Below are 12989 nucleotides of genomic sequence, written 5' to 3' on the forward strand. Positions count from 1 at the left end.
GACCGTATGGCCGACGAGCACACGCTGTTCGAACTCGAGGCGACGCACGACCGAGCGGAACTGGCGGCCCTTCTCGCGGAGCTGTCGACGGCGCTCGAGACCGGCCGTCCCGCCCGTCTCGCCGTCGACGACCGGACTGCGTCGATCTCGTTTCCCGACCGGATCGAGGTCGACCTCGAGGCCGAAACGACCGCGGGCTCGCCGGGGGAGACCGAACTCGAACTCGAACTCGAGTGGGCGGAGCCGGCGGCCGACTCGAGCGTCCGGGTCGACGAGGGGCCCGGCGTCGACGAGTCGGCGGAGACGGCTGACGCGACGCCGGATGCGGCCGCTGCAGCGATGCCGGCCGAGTCGACGACCGCGGGGCGGGAAGCGCGAGCGAGCGGCGAGCGAACGGCGCGGTTCGAGGTGTACCGCGACCGGGCCGAGGAGTGGCGCTGGCGACTCGTTCACTGGAACGGTAACATCGTCGCCGACAGCGGTGAGGGGTACGTCTCGCGGTACAACGCGACGCGGGCCGCCAGGAGCGTTAGCAAGAGCGCAGCCACGGCGCGGATCGAACAGGTCGAGGAGTGATCGACCCCTCGAGGGGGCACCCGCTCACCCTCGAAAATCGCCGACGTCGGCCGACCAGTCGTACTCGTCGTACTCGAGTGAGGGCGTGACTCCCTCGGGAACGGCCCCGTAGCGCTCGAGGAAGTCGACGATACCGCGTTTGCCGCCGAAGTCGCCCCGATACCAGAGGAACAATCGGGGAACCGTCGCGACCTCGGTCAACGGATCGTAGGAGACGTTCTCCTCTAGGTACCACTCGATCGCGACGTCGAGTTCTGCCTCGACGTCCTGGGGGCTGTAGACTGCGATCGGCGGACAGCTCTCGGACCCACAGCTCAGCGCGAAGTGGATCCGGGGGTCGGCGCGCTCGAGGCGGAACGCCCGCTCGAACGAGGAGGGGAACGGTCGCGGCAGGTATCCCATCCCCCAGGGGTGTTTCGAACTCCGAAGCATGCCGTGTTCGATGTCGTCGAGGCTCAGCCAGACACCGGCGATGGGGATCCGATCCCTGGCGAAGAACTTCCACCTGTCCAGAACCCCGCCCTCGAGGGGCGTCGCCTCGAGGAGCAGTTGGGCGTAGGCGTTGTAGCAGTTGAGCCAGAACGACAGCCGCTGGGCGTGCCCCGACAGCGCCCGCGTTAGTTGGGGGCGATCGAACGCTGCAAGGTACTCTCGCAACTCGGTTGTAGCACCCTCCGTTTTGACCGTATAGAGGAGATCAGCGGAAACCGAGAGGGGGTCGAGTTGCGTCGACATTCAGTGGGCTACTTGGCGAACCAGTGACTTGAACCCGTGGGACGGCTGAACCGACTGTCGTCGCCGGAAACAGATCGGTCCGTCTCACGCAACGTCCGGACTTATACGGCGATCCGTCGAACAGCGTGTATGAATCTCAGCAAAGGGTACCTCCTCGTTCTGGTAGGGCTCTTCGCCGTTCTCTCGCTGTTGCTGGTCCTCCCTTTTCTCCAGTACGTCCTCGCGGCGGTGTTGCTCGCCTACATCCTCTTTCCGCTCCACAGGCGGCTGGCTCCCCGCACCTCGCCGACGATCTCGGCGTTCGCCATGGTGGTGCTGGCGATCGCCGGCTTCCTGATCCCCTTCGTCGTGGTTATCGCCGTTATCGCCGAGGACGCCGTCCAGTTGCTCCAGGAGTTCGACGCCGACGCGATCGGACTCGCCGACATAGAGAGTCAACTCGAGGAGCGCACCGGCCTCGAGGTCGATCTCGCGTCGACGGCCGCCGACGCCGGCCAGGAGGCGGGCATGTTCGTCCTCGAGCGGACGACCGAGATCGTGAGCACGCTCACCCACGTTCTGATCGGCCTCGGACTCGCGCTGTTCCTCATCTACTACCTGCTCAAGGACGGGAGGGAGCTGATGGGGTGGATCAGGGAGACGACGCCGCTTCCGTCGGACGTTCAGGACGACCTGTACGGCGAACTCGACGAGGTGACGCGGGCGGTCCTGCTGGGGCACGTGCTGATCGCGATCATCGAGGGCGTCATCGCGGGGTTGGGACTGTTCGCGACCGGCATCCCGAACGCCGCCTTCTGGACGTTCATCATGATCATCCTGTCGCTGGTGCCGCTGATCGGGGCGTTCCTCGTGTGGGGTCCCGCGGTCGTCTACCTCTTCGTGACCGGCGAACCCGTGCTCGCAGTGGCGCTGTTCGTCTACAGCGCGGTCGTCGTCGGCGTCGCAGACGACTACCTGCGTCCGATCGTCGTCGACCGCTACGCTGAACTCAGTCCCGCAGTGATCATCCTCGGGGTTCTCGGCGGCATCTACGCCTTCGGCATCATGGGGCTGTTCTTCGGTCCCGTCGTCCTCGGTGCGTTCAAGGCCGTCCTCTCGGTCGTCGACGACCATTACCACCGGCTCGAGGACGGCTCGGATGCCGCCGGCTGAACGCCGAAGCCGGTTCGCTCCGCGGCGGAATCCGTCGCGCTTTTCCCGACCGGGCCCCACGAAACGGTAGGCGATGGCCCGGTATCACATCGAAACCTACGGCTGTACGTCGAACCGCGGCGAGAGCCGCGAGATCGAGCGACGGCTCCGTGACGCTGGCCACTACCGGGTCGACGGTCCCCAGGAGGCGGACGTGGCGATTCTCAACACCTGCACCGTCGTCGAGAAGACCGAACGGAACATGCTCCGTCGGGCCGAGGAGCTGAGCGAGGAGACCGCGGACCTGTACGTCACCGGCTGTATGGCCCTCGCCCAGGGTGAGGAGTTCGCGGCCGCCGACGTGGACGCCGAGGTGCTCCACTGGGACGAGGTTCCGGAAGCGGTGACGAACGGCGAGTGTCCGACGACGACGCCCGACGCCCGGCCGGTGCTCGACGGCGTCGTCGGCATCCTCCCCATCGCGCGGGGCTGTATGTCCGACTGCTCGTACTGCATCACGAAACACGCCACGGGGAAGATCGACTCCCCGCCGGTCGAAGAAAACGTCGAGAAGGCCCGAGCGCTCGTCCACGCCGGCGCGAAGGAGATCCGCATCACCGGCCAGGACACCGGCGTCTACGGCTGGGAGCAGGGCGAGCGGAAGCTGCCGGAACTGCTCGAGCGCATCTGCGCCATCGACGGCGAGTTCCGCGTGCGGGTTGGGATGGCGAACCCGAAGGGCGTCCACGGCATCCGCGAGGAGCTAGCGCGGGTGTTCGCGGAAAACGAGAAGCTGTACGACTTCCTCCACGCCCCCGTCCAGTCCGGTTCGGACGACGTGCTCGGGGACATGCGCCGCCAGCACCAGGTGAGCGAGTACCTCGAGGTGATCGAAACCTTCGATGCAGCCCTCGAGTACTGGACGCTGTCGACGGACTTCATCGTCGGCTTTCCCACCGAAACCGACCACGACCACGCCCAGTCGATGGCCCTGCTCCGTGAAACGCGCCCGGAGAAGCTCAACGTTACCCGCTTCTCGAAGCGGCCGGGCACCGACGCGGCGAAGATGAAGGGCCTCGGCGGGACGATCAAGAAGGAGCGCTCGCGGGAGATGAGCGAACTCAAGCGCGAGATCGTCGGTCAGGCGTACGCCGAGATGGTCGGCGACGTTCGGGAACACTGTCTGGTAGTCGAGGAGGGAACCGCCGACTCCGTGAAGTGCCGGGACTCGGCCTACCGCCAGATTATCGTCCGGAACGCGAGCGAGCACGGCCTCGAGCCGGGCGAGTTCGTCGATTGCGAGGTCACGGCTCACGAGACGATGTACGCCTTCGGCGAGCCGGTCTGATCCGAACGCGATCACCGCACCGGACCGTCCTCGGTGCGCGGAATTACCTCGAGTCCGCCCCGCAGTTCCTGTGTCGCGGGTGCACCGAGATCGATCCCGCGCTCGTCGAATCGCTCGAGAACCCGGCGGGCGTATGCGGAACGAATTTTCGCGAACGACTGTCTGCTCGGGTCTGCGATCCAGAATCTGGCCGAGAGACGAATCGCCCCCTCGAGATCCGTGACGAACACCTGCGGCTCCGGCTCCTCGAGGATGTCGGGATGGGCGGCCGCGACGTCCGCCAGTACGCGGACGGCAGTCTCGAGATCGTCGTCGTAGTCGATTTCGACCGGGACCTCGAGACGGATGTGGTCGTTCAACACGGCGTTCGTGACGGCCGTCGTGGTCAACGTCGAGTTAGGGACCATCACGACTTCGTTGTCGAAGGTCCGAACGCGAGTGGTCCGAAAGCTGATGTCCTCGATGATCCCCTCCTGGTCGTCCCACCGGATCCAGTCGCCGATGTTGTACTTCGGATCGGTGACGATGAAGGCGCCGCTGACGACGTTTCCGACGACGTTCTGGGCGGCGAACCCGAGCGCCACCGTCAGCGCGGCGACGATGATCGCCGAGCGCTGGAGCAGGTAGTCGAACTCGGCCACCGACAGCGCGATCAGGGCCGCGAGGACCACGACACCGATGGCGACCGCCTGCTGAAGTCCGCGCCGGAGCGTCGGGTCGGTGCCCCGGACGTCCATCACCCACTGTGCGAGCGGCTCGAGGAGGTAGCGCCCGGCGAGGTAGACGAGGACGAACGTGACGACGAGAACCGTCAGACTCTCGAGTATCGCGGCGTACTCGACCAGCAACTCCTCGAGACGGGCTGTGACCGGCATCACCGGGGCTACCACCCAGAATCGTACAAAAGTTCACCCGGCAGGCGCGTCGAAGCGGCGACCCCGCGAGCGGGTGAGGGGAGCGATCACGGGGCGTCGAACCGGACCGAACTTCGGTCGTCCGGAACGGTGGCTCCCTCCTGTGCGGCGAACGCCTCGTGTAACTGGTCGTAGGTCTCCTCGAGCGCCTCGACGATCACCGTCGTGTCGCTGACGATGGGCATGAAGTTCGTGTCGCCCTGCCAGCGCGGGACGACGTGGGTATGGAGGTGGTCGTCGATCGAGCCGCCCGCGGCACCACCGCCGAGGTTCAACCCTGCGTTGAATCCCGCGGGCTCGAATGCGGCCTCGAGCGCCTCGAGGGTCCGCTGTTTCAGCCGTGCGTGACCCAACAGTTCCTCGTCGGTCAGGTCGGTGTAGTCGCCCGTGTGGTGGAAGGGGATCACCATGGCGTGGCCAGGGTTGTACGGTGCGTTGTTCAGCAGGACGAAGGCGTGGTCGTTTCGGGCGACCAGCAGGTTCTCTCGGTCGTTCTCCCAGTTCGGAAGCTCACAGAAGACGCACTCCTCGACCTTCGGATTCTTCTTCTCGCGCCTGATCCACTCGATGCGCCACGGGGCGAACACCTGCTCCATACCGGATGGACTCGAGGGGACCTCAAAAGCGTGTGTACTCGAGCCCTCGTACTCCCCTTCAGAGCCGCCGATCCGTGCACTCGCGTCCCTCGGTGAATAAATGAAGGGTAGATTTAAGGTACTGATAGAAAGAATGTATCGGCAATGGCAACAACCGACAACTCGTTCAACGGCCTCACAGAACGCTGTGAGGAGTGCGACCTCGACACCCTCCACGAGGTGACGGTGCAGATCCGAACCGAGAGCGTAAAAGAGGAGAACGCACAGTTCTCCCGGGAGCCCTACCGCGTCGCCGAGTGCCAGCGCTGTGGCACCCGGCACAGCCAGCGGATGAACAACGCCTGAGCGGACGAACCTCGCGCGCTTCGAAACCGGCCCACCGAGGGCTCACTGTTTGTCCCCGCGGTCAGGCGGTCGTCACTTCACAGCCGTCGGGGGTGACGATGACGGTGTGTTCTTTCTGGCTCACGAGGAAGCCGTCGCCCTCCTTGAGCACCGGGTAGCCGTGGACGATGTTCTGGCGTTTGAGCCGGCGCAGCGCCACCTCCGGGCGGTCGGTCTCGAGCCAGCGGGTCGCGAACGGTAGCGTGCGAAATTCCTCGGTGATCTGAGAGAGCGCCTCCCGAGCCTGCCGGTTGCGGACCGACCCCTCGCGCTCGAGGGAGTAGATCTCCTCGCTGGCGCCCTCGGTGACCTTGCCGCCGCCGTCGGTCGCGAACGGCTCGATGGCGACCACGTCGCCGACCTCGAGGGTCGTCCCCTGCGAGACGGCCCGGTTCGGGATGTTCGGGCTCGTGTGCTGTTCCCAGTGTCCCAGTCCGTGACCCGTGAGGTTGACGACGGGGTTGAAGCCGTATCCCTTGATCACGTCCTCGATCTCCGCGCCGATGTCGCCGGTGTCGACGCCGGGTTCGATGACGTCGATCGCGGCCTCGAGGGCCTGTTCGGGCGCCTCCGCGAGCTCCGGGTTACCCGAGAGGTCGACCGTGATCGCGGTGTCGGCGAGCCAGCCGTCGATGTGGACGCCGATGTCCAAGTTGATCATCTCCTCGCCGAACGTCGACTCGTCGTCGATCGACGGCGTCGCGTGGGCGGCCTCCTCGTCGATCGAGATGTTGACCGGAAACGCGGGTTTACCGCCGAGTTCCCGGATGCGGTCTTCGGCGTACTCGGCGACCTCGAGGTGGCTCGCGCCGACCTCGACGCGATCGGCCGTCTCCTCGCGGACCTGTGCGAGGATCGCCCCCGCCTCGCGGTGTTTCTCGTACTTCTCTGCCTCGAGGTCGACCTCGGTGTCAGCCATACCGCGGGGTTCTCCCGGTCGATAAAAAGAGGTTGCGCCTCCGGTCGCTCGAGTCGTTCGGCGGTCCTCCGTCAGAATCGGACGACGCTAGCGGTCGCCCTCGGGTGCAGTCCACGCGCACTCGGGGCAGGCGTCGACGCCCTGAACGTTCGAGAGCGTTTCGCGGCAGTTCGGGCACCGTCGTTCGGGATGCTGCGGCTGTCTGAGCATGGGCAGTCATTGGGTTCGACGATAATAAATCACTACCACGACGATCGTCGAAACACCGCGGGTCGCCTGCTCGAGTCACAGCGACGCCGCTCCCGGCCTCGAGCGGGATCGTTACCAGAGAAACGAGTCGTAGAGTTCGCAAACGGCGTGAAACGGCTGGCGAGGTTTATACGGCTCTCGGCTCTCTGTTGAGTCGGCGTGAGAGACGCCACTGCTGAGCGATCCGAGCACGGCGCCACCGAACGCCATCCGCCCACGGCGGGGCAACGATAGCACACCGGTACGAGCCGCGAGAGCGAGCGACGCGGCGGGTGCTCTCGCGGTTCGTTTCGGACGAGCGTCGACGCTACTTCTCGGCGCGAGCGGTCTGCATCATCGCGCTGTTGTACGACGAGCCGAGCGTCCCGCGGGCGTCGATCGCGATGACGCCCGCCGTCGAGCCGGTCAGCTCCGCGAACTCCTCGATCGCGAGATCCGTCGCCGCCTGCGCGGAGAGGCCGCGTTCGACGTGGCGGGCGACGCGCCTCGAGAGCGTGACGCGGGCGATGTCCTCGCCGGCGCCGGTCGCGCTGACGCCGGCGGCCGGCGAGCAGTAGTAGCCCGAGCCGACCTGCGGGACGTCGCCGACGCGGCCGGCCAGCGCGAGCCAGCGGCCGCCGGTCGAGGTCGCCGCAGCAAGCGCCTCGCCGTCGAACGCGACGGCGCCGACCGTGTCGTGATCCATTTCGTCGCCGACGCCCGGCGTCGCGGCCGATTCCCCGGAACGGCCGCCCGGGTCCGTTCGCCCGAACTCCTCGCGGATCCACTCGAGTTGGCTCCGGGGGCCGCCCGCCGGCGGCTCCAGGGCGTCCCACTTCTCGCGGGTTCGTTCCGACCAGAGGTCGACGTCCGTCTCGACCCCGTAACTTTCGGCGAGCGCGACCGCGCGTTCGCCCGCGAGGAACACGTGCGGCGTCTCCTCCATGACGACGCGCGCCGCGCTGACCGCGTGCTCGACGCCCGGCATCGAACAGACCGCGCCGACCGACCGGTCGTCGGTCATGATTCCCGCGTCCGTTCGGATCACGCCGTCACTCTGAACCGCTCCGCCGACGCCCGCGTTGAACCGGGGCGAGGACTCGAGTACCGTGACCGCGGCCTCGACGGCGTCGACCGGGGTCGATTCGCCCGCGCCGACGTTCGCGGCCTCCTCGAGCACGTCCAGTCTTGCCTCCGGCTCCTCGGGCTCGCCACCGGCACCGCCGTGAACGATTACCTGCATGAGAGACGGCTTCTCCCGGGCCGGGATAATCGTCCCGGTTCGACTCGAGACCCGCGACGGTGGCAAACCCCTACACTTACCACGCGGGGTTGTGTACCGGTGACGACGATGACGCCGGTCGTCCTGCTCGCGGGATTCTGCGCGATCATGGCAGCGGTCGCCGTCTCTCGAGTCCTCCTCGCCGACGGGGAGACGATCGACGCCGGAACCGCGCTGGTCGTCGTCGCGGTCGCCGTCCTCACGCTCGCCTGGGCGACCGTGAGCACCGGCGTCACCGGCTCGCCCGTTCTCATCGCGTCCGCCCTCGGCGCCCTCGCGCTGGTCGTCGGCTGTGCCGGCATCGTCCTGATCGCTCGAGGTTGGTGACCGTCGTCTCGAGCGCCGAAACCGCCGGAAGCACGGTCGGGGACGGCAATATATGCCACCACCGGACGGAAATGAGAGCCCTTTTAGGCCCCACTGAGAACCCTACAGACGAGATGAGCTACGATTACGATCAGGTCGAGGTACCCGCCGAAGGGGAGAAAATCACGCTCGAGGAGGGGTCGGACACCGCCCTCGAGGTGCCCGACAACCCGATTATTCCGATCATCTACGGTGACGGCGTCGGCAGCGACGTCGGCCCGGCAGCACAGAAGGTCCTCGACGCCGCCGCCGAGGCGACCGGCCGCGGGATCAGCTGGATGCGCGTCTACGCCGGCGAGTCCGCCCGCGAGCGCTACGACGAGAACCTGCCCGACGACACCGTCGAGGCCATCAAGGAACACCGCGTCGCGATCAAGGGGCCGCTGACGACCCCCGTCGGTTCCGGCTTTCGCTCGCTGAACGTCGGCCTGCGCAAACTGCTCGACCTCTACGCGAACGTTCGCCCGACCTACCACCTGGAGGGCGTTCCCTCGCCGGTTTCCGAACCCGAGCAGATGGACATGGTCACCTTCCGCGAGAACACGGAGGACGTCTACGCCGGCATCGAGTGGGAGCAGGGAACCGACGAGGTCGAGCAGGTAAAGGAGTTCGTCGAGGGTGAGATGGGCTTCGACGACGTCATCCACGACGGCCCCGTCGGCATCGGCGTCAAGCCGATCACCGAGTTCGGGACGAAGCGACTCGTCCGCGAGGCCATCGACTACGCCTTAGAGCACGACCGCGACTCGGTCACGCTGGTCCACAAGGGCAACATCATGAAGTTCACCGAGGGCCAGTTCCGCGACTGGGGCTACGAGGTCGCCGAAGAGGAGTACGGCGACGAGGTCATCACCGAGGACACCCTCTGGGAGGAGCGCGACGGCGAAGCACCGGAGGATGCGGTGGTCGTCAACGACCGCATCGCGGACAACATGCTCCAGCAGCTGCTGACGCGAACCGACCAGTACGACGTCATCGCGACGATGAACCTGAACGGCGACTACATGTCCGACGCCGCCGGCGCCCAGATCGGCGGCCTCGGCATCGCCCCCGGCGGCAACTTCGGCGAGGGCCGCATGCTCGCCGAACCCGTCCACGGCTCCGCGCCCAAGTACGAGGGTCAGGACAAGGTCAACCCGACCGCGATGATCCTCTCGGGGCGCATGATGCTCGAGTACATGGGCTGGACCGACGCCGCCGACCTCGTCCGCGACGCCGTCGAGGAGACCATCTCCTCGGGCAAAGTTACGTACGACCTCGAACGGCAGCTCGAGGACGCGGAGAAGCTCGCCACGAGCGAGTACGCCGACGAAGTCGTCTCGAATATCGAGAAACTCTCGTAGAGAGTTTCCCGTCCTCTGGAGGTTTCACCGCCAGAATATCGAGAAATTGGCGTAACCAGCGTTCCCGACAGTCAGACCGCGGAGCGATCTGACGCTCTCGAGACGGTGTAGAGAACCACTTTTCGTTCGATTTCGGTGCCACAACAGAAGTGTCAAGCCACCGTCGTAGACCGTTCTCGGTCGACCGTTGTGGCCGTCGTTCGAGTACTGGAGCGTCGTTCGCGGTGTCCGGGGCCGGACGTGACTCGAGGCGGTACGCGTGTTAATGGCACAAATGGCCGATGCGCAGTACTCAAGGTCGTTCCCACCGTGGCTATCGACAGTGATCGAGGAACTCTTCGGCGTCGTGGCCGGCGATCCCTTCGCCGTGATGAACACGGTCGGGCTGGTCGCCTTCGCGTTAGTCGGGGCGACCAAGGCGATCCGCGAGGAGTTCGACCTGTTCGGCGTCGCGGTCGTCGGGCTCGCGACGGCGTTCGCCGGCGGCGTGACCCGCGATATTCTCGTCGGTCGCGTCCCGCTGGCGCTCAGATCTGCAGACGAGATCACCCTCGGACTGCTCGGCGTCGGTCTGGCGCTCGGGGTGAGCGCGCTCCTCGCAAACGCGGACGAACACCCGATCGCGCAGGTCTCCGACGCCGTCGGGCTCGCGGCGTTCGCCACGGCGGGCGCGATCGTCGCGGTCGAAACCGGCGTCTCGGGATTCGGCGTCGTCGCCATCGCGACCATCAACGCGGTCGGCGGGGGCGCGGTGGCGGACGTCCTGTTGAACCGCTCGCCGTTCGTCCTGCTCGAGGACGTCTACGCGAGCTGTGCGGTGCTGGGCGGCGCCGCCTACTGGCTGGCGGTAACCGCAGGCACGACGGGGAGCGCCGCCGCCGCGGCGTGTGCAGCGGTGACGGTCGGGACGCGGCTCGCGGCGGTCTCTCGCGGCTGGTCGCTGCCGACGGCACAGGCCCTGGGGCTCGCGCGAAAGCGGGTCGACGACACCCGGTAGCTCTCTCGAGTCGCGACCGCTCGAGTACCCCGACGGCTCGTCGTTTCGCGGTTTCTGCGGGTTCGAACGTCCGCTTACGACGGCACGCGTCGCCGCCCCGTACGCCGGCGCCACCCGCCGGCGAGCAGCCCCGAGATCACGACGCCGACGAACGAGAAGGCGAGGACCGTCGTGAGGACGTCCGGATCCACGAAGCTGGTCGTCGCGATGAACAGCGCGATCGCCGCGTTTCTGACGGCGGTCGTGGTCGCGAGAACCTCGCGCGTCTCCCGGCCAGCACCTCCGAGGGAGTATCCCAACAGTAACGCCGCCACGGTAACGATCACCGAGACGAACAGTGCTCCCGTGCCGACGAGCGAGAGCATCTCTCCGTGGTAGACTGCCAGCAGGAGAACGAGCAAGAAGACGAAGGTGACGTCCGAGACGCGACGCGCGACCGGGAGGAGCCGGTCGGCAAGGCGCGACGTTCGGGCCTCGAGTCCGAGTCCAACGAGCAGCGGAACGAGCTGGACGGCGACGACCAGCTGTGCGATCCCGAGGGGATCGACGCTCACGCCGCCGGGCATGAGCAGCGCCATCGTCACCGGAATCGTCACCACGGAAACGATTCCCAGCACGGCCATCAGCCCGCTCGCGTACGCGAGATCGCTGTCCGAGATTTCGGCGAGCTTGGGGCCGAACGGCGCGCCCGGCGCCACGGCGAGTAGCAGTATTCCCACCGCGTACCCGGTCTCCATCGGAACGGCGAGGACGAGCGCGTACGCCACCAGCGGGACGAGGACGAGGTTCGCCAACAGTGACCTCGCCATGAGCCCGCGCCGACCGAGAGCGCGACGCAGCTGCCCGGCCGACAGCTCGAGACCCATCGCGAGCATCGTCGAGAGCACGAAGACGGTCGTCGCGAGATCGACCAGCGCATCGACTGTGACGTCCACCATCTACCGTTCTCTCGGAGCAGCGAACAGAAATAGGCGGTGACTCCCCGGCGGTTGCCGGTACTCGGGACCGGCCCGTCGTGCGACGAGCGTGATCTCGAGGACGACCGAACGCCGCCACCGCGCGAGTCTCGAACCGCGAACGGTGATCAGGCTCGAGAGGTCGTTCGAGCGTGTGGCTCACGTCCCTCCAACGTTCATTCGGGCGGTGCGTCCAGCAACCCGTACTTGAGCCGGTAGAGGATCGTCGCCGCGGAGCTACCGAGGGTGTAGCTGAACGACGCCTCCCTGTCGGAGAGGCCGAACGCCACGCCGCCGACGGAGAGGGCGCCGCCGACGAGCGCGCGGCGCAGCCACGACCGGCGAATCGACCAGACGTCGCGGTCGTAGAGAGCGCGGTAGCAGACGGCGGCCGCCGCACCCACGACGACCCACCGCGCCGAGAGCCGCGTGTTACCGACGGCGACGCCGCTTCCGGATGCGGTGTCTCGGTCCTCGCCCGCGCCGGAGAGCGACGGCGCCGACTCGAGGCGGCCGGTCTCGCTCCGGTCTGCACGAGCGGCCGCTCGCTCCGCGGCGATCAGACCGACGAGGGCGAGGAGGCTGACGACCAAATCGAGCAGCGCACGGGATCGACGGGACACCATGCTCGTTTCGCAACAGGTGTTCGGCCGTCGTATCTGTTTCGACGGGAGTGCCGCGATGTCTTCGGTCTGCGGTTGCGTCTCCGTCTCGAGCGGTCACGCGTACGGGATCAGTACGTCGGGGTCGTCACCCGCCGTACTCCTCGAGGGACTCCCACTCCCGCCGGAGCAGTTCGCGGATACCGTGTTCGAGGATCGCTTCGCCCATGGCGCTCGCCCGGTAGTAGGAGTACAGGCCGCGGCTGTCGGTCGTCTTCCGCTTCCGATTCTCGACGAGGCCCACGTCGACCAGTTCCTCGAGGTGGTAGTGGAGCGTGTTCCCCCGCAGGTCGAGCGCCTCCCGGAGTTCGGTCGCGCTCATGTCGCCCCCCTCGACGAGCGCGTTCAGGATGCGAAACCGGTGTTCGTTCCCGATGGACCGTTGCATCTCGAGGTAGGCCTCGAGCGGGAGGATGCTGTGGTCGGGAAGCAGCGACCGCTCCTCGCGGCGACCGGCGTCGCTGTCGGGTGCGCCTGCCATGCGAGAGGTTACGGCCGGCAGCGGCTTAGTCGTTATTGACTCAATGATCGCTGAAAGGGCTACAATTTAAA

At 66.8% G+C, this 12989-nt stretch carries 16 protein-coding genes; 7 read left to right on the top strand and 9 right to left on the bottom strand.

The genetic code is table 11. From position 1 onward, the window contains the following. The first annotated feature begins 6 nt into the window (after window positions 1-6). A complete protein-coding gene (locus NMQ11_RS05275) occupies window positions 7-576 on the top strand; it encodes a YegP family protein (RefSeq protein WP_255170361.1) in 570 nt (189 codons plus the stop codon). A gap of 24 nt (window positions 577-600) precedes the next feature. Here the strand turns inward: NMQ11_RS05275 and NMQ11_RS05280 are convergent, their stop codons facing one another. Continuing rightward, window positions 601-1311 (bottom strand): DUF547 domain-containing protein, encoded by a 711-nt coding sequence (locus NMQ11_RS05280; RefSeq protein WP_255170362.1) that lies wholly within the window; start codon window positions 1309-1311, stop codon window positions 601-603. Window positions 1312-1440: 129 nt separating this feature from the next. Between NMQ11_RS05280 and NMQ11_RS05285 the strand changes: the two genes are divergently transcribed. Both NMQ11_RS05285 and NMQ11_RS05290 read left to right on the top strand, forming a co-directional pair. Next, on the top strand, window positions 1441-2463 hold the full coding sequence (locus NMQ11_RS05285) for an AI-2E family transporter (protein WP_255170363.1): 1023 nt from the start codon (window positions 1441-1443) through the stop codon (window positions 2461-2463). Between the two features lie 73 nt (window positions 2464-2536). Next, on the top strand, window positions 2537-3790 hold the full coding sequence (locus NMQ11_RS05290) for a tRNA (N(6)-L-threonylcarbamoyladenosine(37)-C(2))-methylthiotransferase (RefSeq protein ID WP_255170364.1): 1254 nt from the start codon (window positions 2537-2539) through the stop codon (window positions 3788-3790). Window positions 3791-3801: 11 nt separating this feature from the next. On the opposite strand, the gene NMQ11_RS05295 is transcribed toward NMQ11_RS05290, so the two are convergent. Then, entirely contained in the window at window positions 3802-4665 is an 864-nt protein-coding gene (locus NMQ11_RS05295; protein ID WP_255170365.1) for a mechanosensitive ion channel family protein, read from the bottom strand. An 86-nt stretch (window positions 4666-4751) separates the two neighbouring features. Further along, window positions 4752-5300 carry an HIT family protein gene (locus tag NMQ11_RS05300; protein WP_255170366.1) on the bottom strand — a complete coding sequence of 183 codons (549 nt, stop codon included), beginning with the start codon at window positions 5298-5300 and terminating at the stop codon, window positions 4752-4754. Window positions 5301-5444: 144 nt separating this feature from the next. Here NMQ11_RS05300 and NMQ11_RS05305 point away from each other — a divergent pair, with 144 nt between their 5' ends. Beyond that, window positions 5445-5645: a DUF7835 family putative zinc beta-ribbon protein gene (locus NMQ11_RS05305; RefSeq protein WP_255170367.1), complete on the top strand. Its 201-nt coding sequence runs from the start codon at window positions 5445-5447 to the stop codon at window positions 5643-5645. A gap of 61 nt (window positions 5646-5706) precedes the next feature. Here NMQ11_RS05305 and map read toward each other — a convergent pair whose 3' ends face one another. From map to NMQ11_RS05320, 3 genes are all read right to left on the bottom strand, one after another. Beyond that, window positions 5707-6603: a type II methionyl aminopeptidase gene (gene map / locus NMQ11_RS05310; protein WP_255170368.1), complete on the bottom strand. Its 897-nt coding sequence runs from the start codon at window positions 6601-6603 to the stop codon at window positions 5707-5709. 87 nt (window positions 6604-6690) lie between these two features. After that, window positions 6691-6813: a hypothetical protein gene (locus NMQ11_RS05315; protein WP_255170369.1), complete on the bottom strand. Its 123-nt coding sequence runs from the start codon at window positions 6811-6813 to the stop codon at window positions 6691-6693. Between the two features lie 346 nt (window positions 6814-7159). Further along, window positions 7160-8074 (bottom strand): isoaspartyl peptidase/L-asparaginase, encoded by a 915-nt coding sequence (locus NMQ11_RS05320; RefSeq protein WP_255170370.1) that lies wholly within the window; start codon window positions 8072-8074, stop codon window positions 7160-7162. A 108-nt stretch (window positions 8075-8182) separates the two neighbouring features. Here NMQ11_RS05320 and NMQ11_RS05325 point away from each other — a divergent pair, with 108 nt between their 5' ends. The 3 genes from NMQ11_RS05325 (at window position 8183) to NMQ11_RS05335 (ending at window position 10819) form a co-directional block, all read left to right on the top strand. Then, on the top strand, window positions 8183-8440 hold the full coding sequence (locus NMQ11_RS05325) for a hypothetical protein (protein ID WP_255170371.1): 258 nt from the start codon (window positions 8183-8185) through the stop codon (window positions 8438-8440). 113 nt (window positions 8441-8553) lie between these two features. Continuing rightward, window positions 8554-9822: an isocitrate dehydrogenase (NADP(+)) gene (gene icd, locus NMQ11_RS05330; protein ID WP_255170372.1), complete on the top strand. Its 1269-nt coding sequence runs from the start codon at window positions 8554-8556 to the stop codon at window positions 9820-9822. Window positions 9823-10192: 370 nt separating this feature from the next. Beyond that, window positions 10193-10819: a trimeric intracellular cation channel family protein gene (locus NMQ11_RS05335; RefSeq protein WP_425607706.1), complete on the top strand. Its 627-nt coding sequence runs from the start codon at window positions 10193-10195 to the stop codon at window positions 10817-10819. A gap of 74 nt (window positions 10820-10893) precedes the next feature. Here NMQ11_RS05335 and NMQ11_RS05340 read toward each other — a convergent pair whose 3' ends face one another. The 3 genes from NMQ11_RS05340 to NMQ11_RS05350 form a co-directional block, all read right to left on the bottom strand. Continuing rightward, complete coding sequence (locus tag NMQ11_RS05340; RefSeq protein WP_255170374.1) at window positions 10894-11757, bottom strand: bile acid:sodium symporter family protein; 864 nt, start codon at window positions 11755-11757, stop codon at window positions 10894-10896. 194 nt (window positions 11758-11951) lie between these two features. Beyond that, on the bottom strand, window positions 11952-12401 hold the full coding sequence (locus NMQ11_RS05345; RefSeq protein ID WP_255170375.1) for a DUF8097 family protein: 450 nt from the start codon (window positions 12399-12401) through the stop codon (window positions 11952-11954). Window positions 12402-12525: 124 nt separating this feature from the next. Continuing rightward, a complete protein-coding gene (locus tag NMQ11_RS05350) occupies window positions 12526-12918 on the bottom strand; it encodes a winged helix-turn-helix domain-containing protein (protein ID WP_255170376.1) in 393 nt (130 codons plus the stop codon). Window positions 12919-12989 lie beyond the last annotated feature (71 nt).

It is taken from the genome of Natrononativus amylolyticus (assembly GCF_024362525.1).
In the GTDB taxonomy this organism is placed as follows: Archaea; Halobacteriota; Halobacteria; order Halobacteriales; family Natrialbaceae; genus Natrononativus; species Natrononativus amylolyticus.

Coding starts and splice junctions, on each gene's coding strand:
- NMQ11_RS05275 (WP_255170361.1), top strand. CDS start 7: ATGGCCGACGAGCACACGCTGTTCGAACTCGAGGCGACGCACGACCGA.
- NMQ11_RS05280 (WP_255170362.1), bottom strand. CDS start 1,311: ATGTCGACGCAACTCGACCCCCTCTCGGTTTCCGCTGATCTCCTCTAT.
- NMQ11_RS05285 (WP_255170363.1), top strand. CDS start 1,441: ATGAATCTCAGCAAAGGGTACCTCCTCGTTCTGGTAGGGCTCTTCGCC.
- NMQ11_RS05290 (WP_255170364.1), top strand. CDS start 2,537: ATGGCCCGGTATCACATCGAAACCTACGGCTGTACGTCGAACCGCGGC.
- NMQ11_RS05295 (WP_255170365.1), bottom strand. CDS start 4,665: ATGCCGGTCACAGCCCGTCTCGAGGAGTTGCTGGTCGAGTACGCCGCG.
- NMQ11_RS05300 (WP_255170366.1), bottom strand. CDS start 5,300: ATGGAGCAGGTGTTCGCCCCGTGGCGCATCGAGTGGATCAGGCGCGAG.
- NMQ11_RS05305 (WP_255170367.1), top strand. CDS start 5,445: ATGGCAACAACCGACAACTCGTTCAACGGCCTCACAGAACGCTGTGAG.
- map (WP_255170368.1), bottom strand. CDS start 6,603: ATGGCTGACACCGAGGTCGACCTCGAGGCAGAGAAGTACGAGAAACAC.
- NMQ11_RS05315 (WP_255170369.1), bottom strand. CDS start 6,813: ATGCTCAGACAGCCGCAGCATCCCGAACGACGGTGCCCGAACTGCCGC.
- NMQ11_RS05320 (WP_255170370.1), bottom strand. CDS start 8,074: ATGCAGGTAATCGTTCACGGCGGTGCCGGTGGCGAGCCCGAGGAGCCG.
- NMQ11_RS05325 (WP_255170371.1), top strand. CDS start 8,183: ATGACGCCGGTCGTCCTGCTCGCGGGATTCTGCGCGATCATGGCAGCG.
- icd (WP_255170372.1), top strand. CDS start 8,554: ATGAGCTACGATTACGATCAGGTCGAGGTACCCGCCGAAGGGGAGAAA.
- NMQ11_RS05335 (WP_425607706.1), top strand. CDS start 10,193: ATGAACACGGTCGGGCTGGTCGCCTTCGCGTTAGTCGGGGCGACCAAG.
- NMQ11_RS05340 (WP_255170374.1), bottom strand. CDS start 11,757: ATGGTGGACGTCACAGTCGATGCGCTGGTCGATCTCGCGACGACCGTC.
- NMQ11_RS05345 (WP_255170375.1), bottom strand. CDS start 12,401: ATGGTGTCCCGTCGATCCCGTGCGCTGCTCGATTTGGTCGTCAGCCTC.
- NMQ11_RS05350 (WP_255170376.1), bottom strand. CDS start 12,918: ATGGCAGGCGCACCCGACAGCGACGCCGGTCGCCGCGAGGAGCGGTCG.